The following is a 13,945-nucleotide window of genomic DNA, read 5'->3' on the forward strand; positions in this document are numbered from 1 at the left end:
GGTGATCGGGGACGGTGTTCGCACGCGGCCGGTGAGCGCCGATTCCTGTGTCAGGGCTCACGGAAGCGGAGGTTTTCATGCCAGGATGTCGGAGAGCGATCCAACCGCCCCGCCCTGATGTCCGAACGACTCACCAGGTTGATCGGGCACCGGACGGGGCTGCCGGGCCGTGCCGTCACAAGCGGCCGGACCGGTGCGAGACGAGGAGATCCACATGTCCGCCGAACACTGGACGCGACCGAGCCGACCGGAAGGGCAAGCTCAGAACGGAACCGCACCCGGTCACCCTGCCGCCACTTCGGCAGCACCCACGAGGGAACAGGTGATCGCCGGTTTGCGCGCGACGAGCGAGGGCGGGGCTGACCTTGTTCAGCTCCTCACACCAGAGGGTCAGCGGGTGTCGCACCCGAACTTCGACATCGACATCACCGACGAGCAGTTGCGCGGCATGTACCGCGACATGGTGCTGGTAAGGCGAGCCGACCGGGAAGGCAACGCACTACAGCGGCAGGGCCAGCTCGGCATCTGGGTACCGCTGCTCGGCCAGGAAGCCGCGCAGATCGGTGCGGGCCGGGCCATGCGACCGCAGGACATGGCTTTCCCCAGCTACCGCGAACACGGAGTGGCCTGGTGCCGCGGGGTGGACCCCACCGAACTCCTGGGTATCTTCCGAGGGACCGACCACGGCAGTTGGGACCCGAACACCACGGGCATGGGGCTCTACACCATCGTCATCGGCAACCAGTGCCTCAACGCCGCCGGCTACGCGATGGGCCAGCGCTTCGAGGGCCGGGTGGGCAATGCAGGCGGGGATGCCGCCGAGAACGAAGCCACCATCGCCTTCTTCGGCGACGGCGCCACCAGCCAGGGCGACGTGCACGAAGGGATGGTCTGGGGCGCGGTCTACGACGCCCCGGTGGTGTTTTTCTGCCAGAACAACCAGTGGGCGATCTCCGAGCCGACCGAGCGCCAGACGCGGGTTCCGCTCTACGAACGTGCCCGCGGCTACGGCTTTCCCGGTATCCGCGTCGACGGCAACGACGTACTGGCCAGTCTTGCGGTCACCCAATGGGCGCTCGACGAATGCCGCCACGGTAACGGCCCGGTGCTCATCGAGGCGTTCACCTATCGGATGGACGCCCACACCACCTCCGATGACGCGACCCGCTACCGTCTCGATGACGACATCGAGGCGTGGAAGCTCAAAGATCCGATCGAGCGGCTGCGTGTGCACCTGGTGCGCGAACAGCTCGCCGACCAGGAGTTCCTCGACGGTGTGGACGCCGAGGCCGACGAACTGGCCCAGCGCTTCCGCGACTTCTGCATCAACATGCCCGAGCCGCCGCCGGAACGGATGTTCTCCCAGGTCTATGCCCAGGAGAGTCCGGTCGTGGCCGCCCAACGAGACGACTACCTGCAGTACCTCGATGGCTTCGCCGACTCCGTAGCCGGCCACAACGCAGAGGGGAGCGTTCGCTGATGGCCGCGCCCACGATGGAAACCTCCACCGCCACGCCGACCCCGACGCAGACGATCACGATCGCCAAAGGCCTGAACATGGCCCTGCGCTCCGCGATGGAGCGTGACCCGAAGGTCATCATGATGGGTGAGGACGTCGGCAAGCTCGGCGGCGTGTTCCGCGTGACCGATGGTCTGCAGAAGGATTTCGGTGAGAATCGGGTGCTGGACACCCCGCTGGCCGAGTCCGGGATTATCGGCACCGCGATCGGCCTGGCCATGCGCGGTTTCCGGCCGGTGTGCGAGATCCAGTTCGACGGGTTCATCTTCCCCGGCTTCGACCAGATCGTCTCGCAGCTGTCGAAGATGCACTTCCGTAGCCAGGGCAAGGTGAAGCTGCCCGTGGTGATCCGGGTTCCCTTCGGCGGTGGCATCGGGGCGGTCGAACACCACTCGGAATCTCCCGAGTCACTGTTCGCGCACGTCAGCGGGTTGAAGGTGGTTTCATGCTCGAATCCTGTGGATGCCTACTGGATGCTGCAGCAGGCCATCGACAGTGACGATCCGGTGCTGTTTTTCGAGCCGAAGCGCCGGTACTGGGAAAAGGCGGAGCTGGATCCGACGGCCGAACCTGCCTCCTTGTTCACCTCCAAGGTGCAGCGTCCCGGGGCCGCGGCCACGCTGGTCACCTACGGCCCGATGGTGCGTACCTGTCTGGACGCGGCCAAGGCAGCCGAGGAGGAGGGCCGGGACCTGGAGGTCATCGACCTGCGGTCACTCTCCCCGCTGGATCTCGATCCGGTGTTCGACTCCGTACGTCGCACGGGGCGGCTCGTCGCCGTCAGCGAGTCGGCGCCGGAGTCCTCGGTCACTTCCGAAGTGGCGACACGGGTGCAGCAGGAGTGCTTCTACTCGCTGGAGGCGCCGGTGCTGCGGGTGAACGGATTCGACACTCCCTACCCGCCGAGCAGGCTCGAGGACGGGTTCCTCCCGGATCTCGATCGGGTGCTCGACGCGGTCGACCGCTCACTGGCGTACTAAAGGGAGACGTTGATGTCACAACTCAAGCACTTCCCCCTGCCGGATGTCGGTGAGGGGCTGACCGAGGCCGAGGTCCTCAACTGGCGTGTGCAGCCGGGCGACACGGTGACGCTGAATCAGACCATCGTGGAGATCGAGACCGCCAAGGCCTCCGTGGAGCTGCCCTGCCCGTATGCGGGCACGATCAGTGAACTGCTCGCCGAGCCGGGACAAACCGTGGAGGTCGGCACGCCGATCGTGGCGATCGACCTCGATTCCGAGGGGGCCGCGGTGGCCGCCGCCGAGGAACCGGCCCAGCAGGCTGCTTCGGCCGGTGGCAGCACGGAAGAGGGGACGGCGGGAGAAGTCGCCAACCTGGTCGGCTACGGTCCGCGCTCATCGAGTTCGAAGCGCCGCCCCCGCAAGGCAACGACACCGGCCGCGCCGAGCACTGCGTCGAATGGCGTCCCCGCTCAGCAGTCCGCGCGGGGCGCGCAGGGAGCGCAGGGCGCGGGAATCCCTGCGGCACCGGCCGGTGCGCAGTCCGGTACGTCGTCCGGTGACCAGACATCGATGCAGCTGCCGGTTGCCGAACCCGCTGCGGTGAACGGCTCCGCACCGCAGAGCAACGGGACCGCTGCTTCCGGCGGCTCCGTACCCCTGGCCAAGCCGCCGGTGCGCAAGCTCGCCAAGGACCTCGGTGTCGACCTGCGGTCGCTGGCCGGGTCCGGGGCGGAGGGGATCATCACGCGTACGGACGTCGAGCGTGCCGCCACCGGCGGTGCTGCCGGTGGCGAGTCACTCGGCGGTGCAGCGTCCGCGGGCAGTGTGGACGAGACCGCTCGTGAACGGCGGGTGCCGATCAAGGGAGTACGCAAGGCGACCGCGCAGGCGATGGTGGACAGCGCGTTCACCGCACCCCACGTCACCGAGTTCCTGACGGTCGATGTCACGCCGATGATGGAGTTCCGCGAGCGGCTGAAGTCGCACCCCGAGTTCCAGGGGGTGAAGGTGACGCCGCTGGCCGTGCTGGCCAAGGCACTGTGCCTGGCGGTGCGGCGCACGCCCGATGTCAATGCGACGTGGGACGAGCAGGCCGGAGAGATCGTCTACAAGGACTACGTGCACCTGGGCATCGCGGCAGCCACGCCGCGCGGTCTGGTGGTGCCCAAGGTTCGCGATGCCGAGCAGCTCTCGTTGCGGGAACTCGCCGAGTCGCTGGAAACGTTGACGGCCGCCGCGCGGGACGGCAGGACCGCCCCGGCCGATATGGTCAACGGGAGCATCACCATCACCAACGTCGGTGTGTTCGGCGTGGACACCGGGACACCGATTCTCAATCCCGGTGAGTCGGCGATCCTGGCCTTCGGCGCGATTCGCGATATGCCGTGGGTGGTCGACGGCCAGGTGGTACCGCGCAAGGTCTGCCAGCTCGCGTTGAGCTTCGATCACCGCGTGGTCGATGGTCAGCAGGGTTCGCAGTTCCTGGCCGATGTCGGTGCCCTCCTGGCCGATCCCGGCATGGCCATGACCTACTGAGAATGCGGTACACGTGGGCCCCCGTCGGTAGCGGAGGGCCCACGTGTCTGCCGGGCCCGGCACGAGATCCGGAGATCATTGCCGCACCGATCCGCGCCCCGTGGGGGTAGCGATCATCGCGTGGTCGATGGACTGTATCGGTGGTCCCTCACCTGCGGAACTCGTTGATTCCCCTGCCGGGGCGCCACAGCCGGATCAGCAGGTGATCCCCGGTATCGGCAACAGCGGTGTGCACCACCTCGTCGAGTGCGAGCCGGAACAGGTGGAAGTCACCGGGCGGCGGTCCGGCGGCCTCGCGGAACGCGTCGAGCTCGTCGGCGTCGGTCACTTCGACGGCACGAGCGGTGACCTTCACGTCACCACCTTCCATGGAGGCCTCCGTGGGATGCGCGTGCACCGCGCACCGCGCATCCCGCTGCAGGTCGCGTGCCTTGAGCGCGCCCAGCATCGAGCCGACGGTGATGTCGCCCCCGTGGAACTGCACCTCGGTGCCGCTGACTCGGGGCGATCCATCATTGCGCAGCGTCGCCAGCACATGATGCGGATGGGATTCGAAGCGCTCCCGCACCGACGCTGCGAACTCGGGGACTTCGTCGGTGAGCTGCCGCCATGTCGTCATGGCAGCAGACTGACATCCACCCCTGACAAAAGTCGCCGACCGGCGACGTCAGTCCTCTTTGCGGCGACGCCCCCCGCGCGAGCTGCTCTGTGCCCTGGCGAGTGCTTCTTCGCCGGACTCCGCCTCCTTCGAGGAGGCTTCGGACGAAGCCGTGGACGCCACTGCGTCGCCGCCGATGCCGTCTCCGTCTGTGCTGCTTCCGGCAGTGCTGCTCGCGTCGGCGCTCGGAGCCTCGGCGTCCTCCGTCTCGACACCTTCAACGGCGGACGGGTCCGTCGGGAACCCGAAGTCGTGTGCTTCGAAGTCGTGCACGTCGATCTCGGGGAGCTCCAGCTCCTCGTACAGTTCGCCGAAGATCGGAGTATCGGGATCGGTTGTGGTCTTGCTCACCGCTTCGCCCTCCCTTTCGCTCTCGAAGCCGTGTCCGGGCCACCGGTTCCACTTGCTCGTCCGGCGTCCCTGACGCATGTACCCGCACACTCCACGCCTGAACCTCCCCCGCGCGGGCTCATACGGTACGGGCGGTTCGGGGGGACCGCAGCACCGATGAGACGTGTCGGAACATTGTCATCAACAGGACAGACTTTACGATTTCACCCGTTCGGATGATGTTCATCCGAACGTCGGCAGCCTGTGCACTCGGCACAATGCTTCATTTCGACATAACGTGGAAACCCTTCGGGTGATTCCGTGGCAAACGCCACTTACTGTCCGAAGGGCGCCCGAACGGGTGGGAGTGGGCTGTCTCAGTCGATGTGCTGCCCGGAGATGCTCCTGGCCACCACCAACTGCTGGATCTGCTCGGTGCCCTCGAAGATGTCGTAGATCTTGGCGTCGCGGTGCATCCGCTCGACCGGAAACTCCCTGGTGTAGCCGTTACCACCGAGGATCTGAATGGCTCGCTCGGTGGCCCAGGTCGCCACTCGGCCCGCCTTGAGCTTCGACATCGAGCCCTCACCTGCGGTGAACGGCACCGCATTGCGGCCCATCCATGCCGCTCGCCACACCAGCAACCGTGCGGCGTCGATCTCCGTCCGCATGTCGGCGAGGGTGAACGCGATCGACTGATTGTCGATGATCGGCCGCCCGAAGGTCTTCCGCTGCCTGGCGTAGTCCAGAGCCTCCTCGTAAGCCGCCTGTGCGATCCCGATGGCTTGTGCTCCGACAGTCGGGCGGGAGAGCTCGAAGGTGCGCATCGCGGCCTGGCCACTTGCCTTCGCGCCCTCACGGGCCCGGGCCAGCCGCTCGTCGAGCTTGTCCTTGCCACCCAGCAGGCACCGGCCGGGAACCCGGACGTCATCGAGAAAAACATCGGCGGTGTGCGAGGCGCGGAGCCCGTGTTTGTGAATCCTGCCCGGTGCCGACAGCCCCGGCGTATCGGGCGGGACGACGAACGCGGCCTGCCCGCGCGAGCCGAGCTCGGGATCCACGACGGCCTGCACCACGTGGATGTTGGCGATACCGCCGTTGGTCGCCCATGCCTTCTGGCCGCTCAGAACCCACTCGTCGGTGGCTTCGTCGTAGACCGCGCGAGTGCGCATGGCCGAGACATCGGAGCCGGCCTCCGGTTCCGAGGAGCAGAACGCGGCGACCTTCGGATCGTCGACATCGCCGTAACATTCGGGCACCCACTCGGCGAGCTGATCGGGCGTGCCTGCGGAGAAGATCCCGGCGACTGCGAGAGTGGTGCCGAAGATCGACATCCCGATGCCGCCGTCTCCGCGGAAGAGCTCTTCGTTGGCGATCGGCAGGGACAGGCCGGTTTCATCGGCCCAGAAGGTGGCCACCGTCTCGAAACCGTAGAGACCGATCCTGGCCGCTTCCTGAATGATCGGCCATGGTGTCTCCTCACGTTCGTCCCATTCGCGGGCGGCGGGGCGGATGACCTTGTCGGCGAAGCCGCGCACCCAGTCCCGCAGATCGCGCTGCTCCTCGTTCAGCTCCAGGGAGAAACTCATCGGCATCCTTCGCGAGTTCGTTGCGGTGCTGGGCCGGGGTGGGGTGCTCAGGCCTTCGGGATCCGGAAGAGTTTGGTCAGTCCGGCGGCGAAGCCGACATCTCCGGCGACCTTGAGCTTGCCGGTCATGAACAGTGTCGGTGCGGAAGCATTGCCGGAAGCGAGTTCGAGGAACTTCACCGGCTCCAGAGTGATCGTGACGCGCGGCTCGTGCTCGGGGTGTTTGCCGACCGTGCAGGTGCCCCCGGAGAGTACGCACTCATAGCGAAGGTGATCGTGCTCGCCGGTACCGATGCGCCAGCGCACCACGGCTTCGGTCGAGCCCGCTTTCTCGGCTTCGTAGTGTTCGCCCATACGTCGGAACACCTCGTCGAGGATGCGCTCGCGCAGTTGCGGCCGCGCCATCACGGTTTCGATCTGCGCGGTCGAGGCGCGGGAGATCATCCGGGCGAACCGTTCCGCGTCGAGTGAGCTCAGGTCGGCTTCGTCTCCGTTGGCGGCCGAGGCGGAAGCGGCTTCGAGCAGGGTGACGAACTCCTCCCGGCTCACTTTCTTCGGGTCGGTGTTGCCGAGTGTGGTGATCGGGTCGGAATTCGTCATGACCTTCCTTGTCATCCATTGCCTACCAGTTGGTGAGGCTACTTTCCAGTAGGTAATGGCGACAAGGCGCGCGCATGATCTTCTCTGTTCTACCGTGCCGGATGTGCACCATGCGAGAGGCGAACGAGCACAAGCCGGGCAATCCGGCAGCTCGACCCCGAAACCCAGGTCCAGGCGGCTCCCCCGCTCGGTGCGGGAGCGGCAGATCCTGGACGCTGCCGTGCAGGTCTTCGCCGAGCACGGATTCCATCAGGCGTCGATGGACGAGATTTCCGATGCAGCGGGGATCTCCAAGCCGATGATCTACACATACCTCGGTGCGAAGGACGAATTGTTCGTCGCCTGTATCCGGCGGGAGGCGGGGCGCCTCATCGAGGCCATCGGCGAGGCGGTGGACGAGAACCTCCGTACGGATGAGCAGCTGTGGCGCGGTCTGCGGGCGTTCTTCGAGTACGTCAACGACAACCGGGCGAGCTGGACGGTACTGCACCGACAGGCGAACATTCAGGGAGAGCCCTTCTCCGGCGAACTCGCCGAGTGGCGCGACCGCGCCGTGGCCCTGATCGCAGCACTGCTCACGCGAGCCACCGCGGCCACCGAGCAACCGGTGCAGACCGAGCAGATGGAGCCGTTCGCCGCCGCGCTGGTCGGTGCGGGGGAATCGATGCTGGACTGGTGGATCGACCATCCCGAGCACACCGCCGACGGTCTGTCGAGGCGATTGATGAATCTGATGTGGCTGGGCTTCGGGGACATGGTGCAGGGGAACCGCTGGAAACCCCCATCCTAGACAGAGGCACTGTCGGGCTTGGCCCGATGCTGCTCCAGCTGCCGGAGAGCCCGAGCGCCCGAGAGTCACCGCCCGAGGCGCAACACCTTCCGAGATACCGAGGAGACGACATTGCACATCACCCACTTCGGACATGCCTGCGTCCTGCTCGAGACCGGTTCGGCCCGCCTGCTGATCGATCCGGGAACCTTCTCCGCCGACTTCGAGGGGCTCCGGGAGCTGGACGCAGTGCTGATCACCCATCAGCACCTCGATCACCTGGACACCCAGCGGCTTCCGGGACTGCTCGGCAACAACCCGCAGGCGCGCCTTGTTGCCGACCCCGCTTCGGCGGCAACTCTGATCGAGTCGGACCTGACCGCCGAGACGGTCCGGCCGGGGGACGCGCTGGAAGCGGGAGGCGTGGCGGTCAATGTCGTCGGTGGTGAACACGCGGTCATCCACCCGGACATCCCGACCGTGGCCAACGCAGGTTACGTGGTCGACCACGGTGCCTTCTACCACCCGGGTGATGCCTTCCACGTGCCCGAACAGCGAATCGACGTGCTGGGGCTGCCGACCGGAGCCCCGTGGCTGAAGCTGTCCGAGGCGGTGGACTTCCTGCGCGCGGTGAGCCCCCGAGTCACCGTTCCGATCCATGAAGCGGTGCTGGCGAGGCCGGAAATGCACTACCGCATGTTCGAGCAGCTCGGTCCGCAGGGCACGGCGGTCAACGTGCTCACCAGAGGTGAGCCCACCCTCGTCTGAGGGCGGTGGTGCTTCCCACCAGCGGTGCCCGGCCTGCCCGTGGTACCGGGGGCGACCAGCCTGCCCGGCGCGGCCTCGGGCGACCGAGGCCGCGCCGGAAACAGCCGGTTCGCTGGTCCCGGATACGCCGGAGATCCTGTGCTCAGGTGGTCGGAGTGGGCCAGTCGGCGAGGTCACGTCCGGTGATGCGCGTGTAGGCCTCGATGTAGCGGGCGCGGGTGGCGTCCACCACATCCCCGGGAAGTTCCGGCGGTGGCAGGTCGGAAGACCGGTCCCAGCCGGACGCGGGTGAGGTCAGCCAGTCGCGCACGTACTGCTTGTCGAAAGAGCTCTGCGCGCGCCCGACCTCGTGGTCGTCGGCGGGCCAGTACCGCGAGGAATCCGGCGTGAGCACCTCGTCACCGAGCACCAGGGCGCCCTCGGCGGAGATCCCGAACTCGAACTTCGTGTCGGCGAGGACCACTCCGCGGCTCTCGGCGTGCTCGGCCGCTCGCCGGTAGAGCCGCAGGGTCTTCTCGCGCAACTGCTCCGCACGCTGCCTGCCCACGGTATGGGCCACGGCCTCGAAACTCACGTTCTCGTCGTGATCTCCCAGCTCCGCTTTCGTGGCGGGAGTGAAGATCGGCTCCGGCAGCCGTGACGCCTCGGTGAGTCCGTCGGGCAGCGATACCTCGCACACCGTGCCGGTGCGGCGGTACTCGAGCAGACCGGAGCCGGTGAGGTAACCGCGGGCCACACACTCGACCGGCAGCATGCTCAGCCTGCGTACCAGTAGAGCCCGTCCGCGCACCTCGTTCGGGATGCGCGGATCGTCGGCGGAGACCAGGTGAGTGCCGATCTCGTCGCGGAGCAGCTCGAACCAGAACACGCTCATCGCCGTCAGCACCCTGCCCTTGTCCGGGATCGGAGTGCTCAGCACGTGGTCGTAGGCGGAGATCCGATCGGAGGCGACCATCAGCAGATGCTCGTCGTCCACGGCGTACAACTGCCGGATCTTGCCCGCGGCGATTCGCGGGTATTCCTCGAGCGCGACCACGCCCCGAGTATCCCTCACCCGGTGCACCCGTCCGCCACCCGGGATCCGGATGGCTTTCGGTCACAGGATGGGTGAGGGGGTGTAGGCGGCGGCTTTCGGATGCCGCGCTGTGACATGGGAAATCTCGGTGACGACATTGCGGATCTGATCGGCGGCCGCGCCGGTGAAATCGAGCCGGTCGGCCAGCAGTTCCCCGAGTTGCTCGCGGTCCAGCGGCAGCCGCTCGTCGACGGCGAGACGATCGAGCAGATCGTTGCGCTCGATGCCTTGCTCCCGCATGTCCAGGGCGACCGCGACGGCGTTCTCCTTGATCGCCTCGTGCGCCGTCTCGCGTCCGACCCCCGCTCGCACGGCGGCCATCAGCACCTTCGTCGTCGCCAGGAACGGCAGGTAGCGGTCGAGTTCGCGGGCTACGACCGCGGGGAACGCCCCGAACTCGTCGAGCACCGTCAGGAAGGTCTCCAGCAGCCCGTCGAAGGCGAAGAACGCGTCCGGCAGTGCGACCCGGCGTACCACCGAGCACGACACGTCCCCCTCGTTCCACTGGTCCCCGGCGAGCTCGCCGGTCATGGACACGTAGCCACGCAGCACGACCGCGAGGCCGTTGACGCGCTCGCAGGAGCGGGTGTTCATCTTGTGCGGCATCGCGCTGGATCCCACCTGACCGGGCTTGAAACCTTCGGTGACCAGCTCCTGCCCGGCCATCAGCCGGATGGTCTTGGCCATGCTGGACGGCGCGGCGGCAAGCTGGGACAGCGTGGTGAGCACCTCGAAGTCCAGCGAGCGCGGATACACCTGGCCGACGCTGGCCAGCGTCCTGCCGAAGCCGAGGTGGCCTGCGACGCGGCGTTCGAGTTCGGCGAGCTTGGCAGGGTCGCCGTCGAGCAGGTCGAGCGCGTCCTGCGCGGTGCCGACCGGGCCCTTGATACCCCGCAGGGGATAGCGGGTGAGCAGCTCCTCCAACCGGTGGAAGGCCACGAGCAGTTCGTCGGCGGCGGTGGCGAAACGTTTGCCCAGGGTGGTGGCCTGCGCCGCGACGTTGTGGGAGCGCCCGGCCATGACGAGTTCGCCGTGCTCGGTGGCCAGTTGCCCGAGGCGCGCGAGCACGGCAACCGTGCGGTCGCGCACGTGCTCCAGGCTGCGGCGCACCTGCAGCTGTTCGACGTTTTCGGTCAGGTCGCGTGAGGTCATGCCCTTGTGCACGTGCTCGTGCCCGGCGAGTGCGTTGAACTCCTCGATGCGTGCCTTCACGTCGTGCCGGGTCTGGCGCTCGCGTTCGGCGATGGAGTCGAGGTCGACCTGCTCCAGCACGCGCTCGTAGTCGGCCAGGGCCTGCTCGGGCACCTCGACGCCGAGGTCGGACTGGGCGCGCAGCACAGCCAGCCACAGCCGGCGTTCCAGGGTGATCTTGTGCTGGGGGGACCACAGTTCGACCAGCTCGGGCGAGGCGTAGCGGGCGGCGAGGGCGTCGGGAATGCTGGGCTTGACCGTCACGAGCAGCCAGGATACTTGCGTGACCGAACGCACGACGAGCCGCGCTCGATACGAACGCGGCTCGTCGTCCCAGGGGTGGTGCTCACTTGGTCAGGGTGAGACTCGGATCGGTGACCAGCTCGGTGAGCTGCTTCTCGCTGAGGACGGTTTCCGCACGCAGACTGTTCGGATCGAGTTCCTGCGTGTTGAAGTTGTTGGCAGAGGCCTGCACGACGGTGCCGTCGGCACGGAAGTGGCGTACCGTCCGCACGCGTGCCTCCTTCGGGCCCTCCTTCGGGTCGGCCAGTGAACTCACCAGCGTCGATCCGTCCCGCTGCGGAACGACCCGGCACTGCACCCTCGTGAGCTCGTCCCCGCGATCGGGCTCGCAGATCTGGGACGGGGTCTCCGAGACCGTGCCCGGCGCGTGGATGCTCACCGCGGTCGAGCTCGGGCCGACCTCATCGGTGAATCGCACGAAGATCTGCAGCCTGCGGGTTTTGTCCGTTTCCGACTTTCCGCTGACCGGGATGGCGGAGCGGATCACGCGCACGTCGTCCAAGTTCGGGGCGATCTCGGCCACGGTCTTTTCGGTGTACCGGACGAGTGACTTCTCGTGCTTGCCGAGCTTCTTCTCCGGGTAGTTGATCTCGGCGCCCGACTCCTTCTCCGGCCTGGGCGGGACCACGCCGGGGAGGGGAAGTTCCCCATTCTGTGCCGGGGACTTCTCGACCACCGATGGTGCGGCGGGCGTGACCGTACGTTGGTCGTAGACGCCCAGTACTCCGGGTATCGTGGTGGCTCCGGCGAGGACCACCAGCGTCGCCAGGCCGGTGCCGACCATCGCGCGCCGCTTGCGCTGGTTCCGGCCCGCCCTCTCGGCTACCTGGTCGGGGTCGAATCCCAACGGTGGTTCGCTACCGACGGCATCCCGCATGCCATCGCGCAGTGTCTGCTCGTCCATCACGCTGTCCCTTCCGCACCGATCCCGACGTAGTCGGGATCGTGCTGTGCGATCACACCTCGCAGGCTCTGCAGCCCGCGTGAGGCCTGGCTTTTGACCGTGCCTTCGGAGCACCTCAGCGCCGCCGCGACTTCGGCGATCGGGAGGTCTTCCCAGTAGCGCAGTACGAGCACCGCCCGCTGCCGTGGCGGGACCTCGGCCAGCGCACGCAGAACGAGGTCCCGTGTCCGCGCGCGCTGGCCTGCTACGGCAGGGTCGGATTCGGAGTCACCGGAGTCCGGGACCACTCCGTCACGGCTCTCCACCCGGCGCCAAGGTTTGCGCCGTTCGTCGAGCCACGTCCGCATCAGGGTCTTGCGTGCATAGGCTTCCTGCGTTTTCCCGTCCACACGCTTCCAAGCTCGGTAGAGCTTGGTGAGCGTGGTCTGGACGAGGTCCTCGGCCAGATGCCAGTCGCCGCACAGCAGATACGCCGAACGGCGCAATGCCGCAGCCTGGTCTCTCGCGAACACACGGAATGATTCCTCGTGTTGAACCCGCATCGATGGGTGCTCCTTTCCGCGCTACCACCCCTACTACGCGGCACCCGATCGACGAGGTTGCACGGTTCGGTGGCTGCGCGGAGACATTTCTGCGCGGTTCGCACAGCTCGATCAGAGAAGTTGTGCACGCAGGACCCGGCGGGCCGTGGCACGCGGATCGGGATCGCTTTCGATCAGTGCGTTGACCACCGCCCCGTCGACCAGCATGATCAGTTCGAGCAGGTGCTTCCTGTCCAGGTCCCTGCCGCAGCGTGCGAGAACCTCCGCGAGCAGGTCGTGCAGTTGGGCGGAGAGTTCCCGCATCAGCGGTGCCAGATGCGGGCGGCGCGGGGAGCCCACCAGCCGTTCGTAACGCAGCAGGACCTGCTCGGCTCCGCCGTTTCCGGACCGGGGGCCCAGCAGCAGGTCCAGCATCAGTTCGATCATCGTGTCGGCGTGCGCGTCGGTGAGTTCGGTGAGGCGTCTGCGCCCCTCCTCGAGCTCCTCCTGCGCCTCGTGCTCGACGGCTGCGGCGATCAGATCGTCGAGGGAGTCGAAGTAGTAGGTGGTGGAGGCGAGGGGTAACTCCGCACGTTCGGCCACCGCCCGGTGGCGGATCGACTCGAATCCCCCTTCGGCCAGCAGCCGTGCGGCGGCCACCACGAGTGCCTGCCGCCGCCGCTCGCCCTTCGGGGTACTGGCCGCCGTCATGGTTGCCGATCCTATGCGTGGTTCGTCGCCTGCGAGTCTCAGTGGCCGGCACCGGTCAGGTTCAGACCGATGACTCCGGCCACGATGAGCACCAGCGAGACGAGCTTGAGCACGGAGACGCTCTCACCGAGCCAGAACATGCCGATCACCGCCGTCAGAGCGGCACCGATACCGGTCCACACGGCGTAGGCCGGCCCCACGGGCAGGGTGCGCATCGCCCACGCCAGCCCGCTGAAGCTCGCCGCCGCGAGCACGAGGAACCACAGACTGGGCACGAGCTTGCTGAATCCCTCGGAGAGCTTCAGCGAAATGGCCCATCCCGCTTCCAGCACACCGGAGACCATCAACACGACCCATGCCATGTGCGATGCCGCCTTCCGACGAGTTCCCGGTGAGGCTGCCGGTGCACCTCCCGCTCACCTTACTAGTACGAGCGTACCAATACGGTGGCACAAAACATCGGAGCGTGCGGGCGCCCAACGGCGTGCTCCGATCGTGGCCGAACGTGCT

General features: G+C 67.1%; 15 protein-coding genes. 5 read left to right on the plus strand and 10 right to left on the minus strand.

Annotation, left to right across the window (positions count from 1 at the left end; all coding sequences use genetic code 11):
• The first annotated feature begins 214 nt into the window (after positions 1-214).
• From pdhA to JOF55_RS11570, 3 genes are read left to right on the plus strand one after another with little or no spacing between them, the layout of a single operon-like run.
• Entirely contained in the window at positions 215-1,480 is a 1,266-nt protein-coding gene (gene pdhA / locus JOF55_RS11560) for a pyruvate dehydrogenase (acetyl-transferring) E1 component subunit alpha (protein WP_374727269.1), read from the plus strand.
• Positions 1,480-2,499, plus strand: a complete 1,020-nt coding sequence (locus JOF55_RS11565; protein ID WP_310273419.1) for an alpha-ketoacid dehydrogenase subunit beta — start codon at positions 1,480-1,482, stop codon at positions 2,497-2,499. The genes pdhA and JOF55_RS11565 overlap by 1 nt, the downstream gene beginning before the upstream one ends.
• 12 nt (positions 2,500-2,511) lie before the next feature.
• On the plus strand, positions 2,512-4,017 hold the full coding sequence (locus JOF55_RS11570) for a dihydrolipoamide acetyltransferase family protein (RefSeq protein ID WP_310273421.1): 1,506 nt from the start codon (positions 2,512-2,514) through the stop codon (positions 4,015-4,017).
• A 148-nt stretch (positions 4,018-4,165) separates the two neighbouring features.
• Here the strand turns inward: JOF55_RS11570 and JOF55_RS11575 are convergent, their stop codons facing one another.
• The 4 genes from JOF55_RS11575 to JOF55_RS11590 form a co-directional block, all read right to left on the minus strand.
• Entirely contained in the window at positions 4,166-4,636 is a 471-nt protein-coding gene (locus JOF55_RS11575; RefSeq protein WP_310273423.1) for a pyridoxamine 5'-phosphate oxidase family protein, read from the minus strand.
• Between the two features lie 48 nt (positions 4,637-4,684).
• Positions 4,685-5,026, minus strand: coding sequence for a hypothetical protein (locus JOF55_RS11580; protein WP_310273425.1), 342 nt, complete (start codon positions 5,024-5,026; stop codon positions 4,685-4,687).
• 356 nt (positions 5,027-5,382) lie between these two features.
• Entirely contained in the window at positions 5,383-6,594 is a 1,212-nt protein-coding gene (locus tag JOF55_RS11585) for an acyl-CoA dehydrogenase family protein (protein ID WP_310273427.1), read from the minus strand.
• Between the two features lie 47 nt (positions 6,595-6,641).
• Positions 6,642-7,193: an SCP2 sterol-binding domain-containing protein gene (locus JOF55_RS11590; protein WP_310273429.1), complete on the minus strand. Its 552-nt coding sequence runs from the start codon at positions 7,191-7,193 to the stop codon at positions 6,642-6,644.
• Positions 7,194-7,383: 190 nt separating this feature from the next.
• Here JOF55_RS11590 and JOF55_RS11595 point away from each other — a divergent pair, with 190 nt between their 5' ends.
• Entirely contained in the window at positions 7,384-7,983 is a 600-nt protein-coding gene (locus JOF55_RS11595) for a TetR/AcrR family transcriptional regulator (RefSeq protein ID WP_310273431.1), read from the plus strand.
• A gap of 111 nt (positions 7,984-8,094) precedes the next feature.
• Positions 8,095-8,730 carry an MBL fold metallo-hydrolase gene (locus JOF55_RS11600; protein ID WP_310273433.1) on the plus strand — a complete coding sequence of 212 codons (636 nt, stop codon included), beginning with the start codon at positions 8,095-8,097 and terminating at the stop codon, positions 8,728-8,730.
• Positions 8,731-8,872: 142 nt separating this feature from the next.
• Here the strand turns inward: JOF55_RS11600 and JOF55_RS11605 are convergent, their stop codons facing one another.
• The 6 genes from JOF55_RS11605 to JOF55_RS11630 all read right to left on the minus strand — a co-directional run bounded on the left by JOF55_RS11605 (position 8,873) and on the right by JOF55_RS11630 (position 13,797).
• On the minus strand, positions 8,873-9,766 hold the full coding sequence (locus JOF55_RS11605; protein ID WP_310273435.1) for a phosphoribosylaminoimidazolesuccinocarboxamide synthase: 894 nt from the start codon (positions 9,764-9,766) through the stop codon (positions 8,873-8,875).
• A gap of 60 nt (positions 9,767-9,826) precedes the next feature.
• The gene (purB, locus tag JOF55_RS11610) at positions 9,827-11,260 is read right to left on the minus strand and encodes an adenylosuccinate lyase (protein ID WP_310273437.1); all 1,434 of its coding nucleotides are present in this window, start codon (positions 11,258-11,260) and stop codon (positions 9,827-9,829) included.
• 82 nt (positions 11,261-11,342) lie between these two features.
• Positions 11,343-12,203, minus strand: coding sequence for a hypothetical protein (locus tag JOF55_RS11615; RefSeq protein WP_310273439.1), 861 nt, complete (start codon positions 12,201-12,203; stop codon positions 11,343-11,345).
• Positions 12,203-12,745 (minus strand): RNA polymerase sigma factor, encoded by a 543-nt coding sequence (locus JOF55_RS11620; RefSeq protein WP_310273441.1) that lies wholly within the window; start codon positions 12,743-12,745, stop codon positions 12,203-12,205. Before JOF55_RS11620 ends, JOF55_RS11615 begins: the two co-directional genes overlap by 1 nt.
• Before the next feature lie 111 nt (positions 12,746-12,856).
• Positions 12,857-13,435, minus strand: a complete 579-nt coding sequence (locus JOF55_RS11625; protein WP_310273443.1) for a TetR/AcrR family transcriptional regulator — start codon at positions 13,433-13,435, stop codon at positions 12,857-12,859.
• Positions 13,436-13,473: 38 nt separating this feature from the next.
• Positions 13,474-13,797: a DMT family transporter gene (locus tag JOF55_RS11630; RefSeq protein ID WP_310273446.1), complete on the minus strand. Its 324-nt coding sequence runs from the start codon at positions 13,795-13,797 to the stop codon at positions 13,474-13,476.
• Positions 13,798-13,945 lie beyond the last annotated feature (148 nt).

This window comes from Haloactinomyces albus (assembly GCF_031458135.1).
In the GTDB taxonomy this organism is placed as follows: Bacteria; Actinomycetota; Actinomycetes; order Mycobacteriales; family Pseudonocardiaceae; genus Haloactinomyces; species Haloactinomyces albus.

Coding starts and splice junctions, on each gene's coding strand:
- pdhA (WP_374727269.1), top strand. CDS start 215: ATGTCCGCCGAACACTGGACGCGACCGAGCCGACCGGAAGGGCAAGCT.
- JOF55_RS11565 (WP_310273419.1), top strand. CDS start 1,480: ATGGCCGCGCCCACGATGGAAACCTCCACCGCCACGCCGACCCCGACG.
- JOF55_RS11570 (WP_310273421.1), top strand. CDS start 2,512: ATGTCACAACTCAAGCACTTCCCCCTGCCGGATGTCGGTGAGGGGCTG.
- JOF55_RS11575 (WP_310273423.1), bottom strand. CDS start 4,636: ATGACGACATGGCGGCAGCTCACCGACGAAGTCCCCGAGTTCGCAGCG.
- JOF55_RS11585 (WP_310273427.1), bottom strand. CDS start 6,594: ATGAGTTTCTCCCTGGAGCTGAACGAGGAGCAGCGCGATCTGCGGGAC.
- JOF55_RS11590 (WP_310273429.1), bottom strand. CDS start 7,193: ATGACGAATTCCGACCCGATCACCACACTCGGCAACACCGACCCGAAG.
- JOF55_RS11615 (WP_310273439.1), bottom strand. CDS start 12,203: ATGGACGAGCAGACACTGCGCGATGGCATGCGGGATGCCGTCGGTAGC.
- JOF55_RS11620 (WP_310273441.1), bottom strand. CDS start 12,745: ATGCGGGTTCAACACGAGGAATCATTCCGTGTGTTCGCGAGAGACCAG.
- JOF55_RS11625 (WP_310273443.1), bottom strand. CDS start 13,435: ATGACGGCGGCCAGTACCCCGAAGGGCGAGCGGCGGCGGCAGGCACTC.
- JOF55_RS11630 (WP_310273446.1), bottom strand. CDS start 13,797: ATGGCATGGGTCGTGTTGATGGTCTCCGGTGTGCTGGAAGCGGGATGG.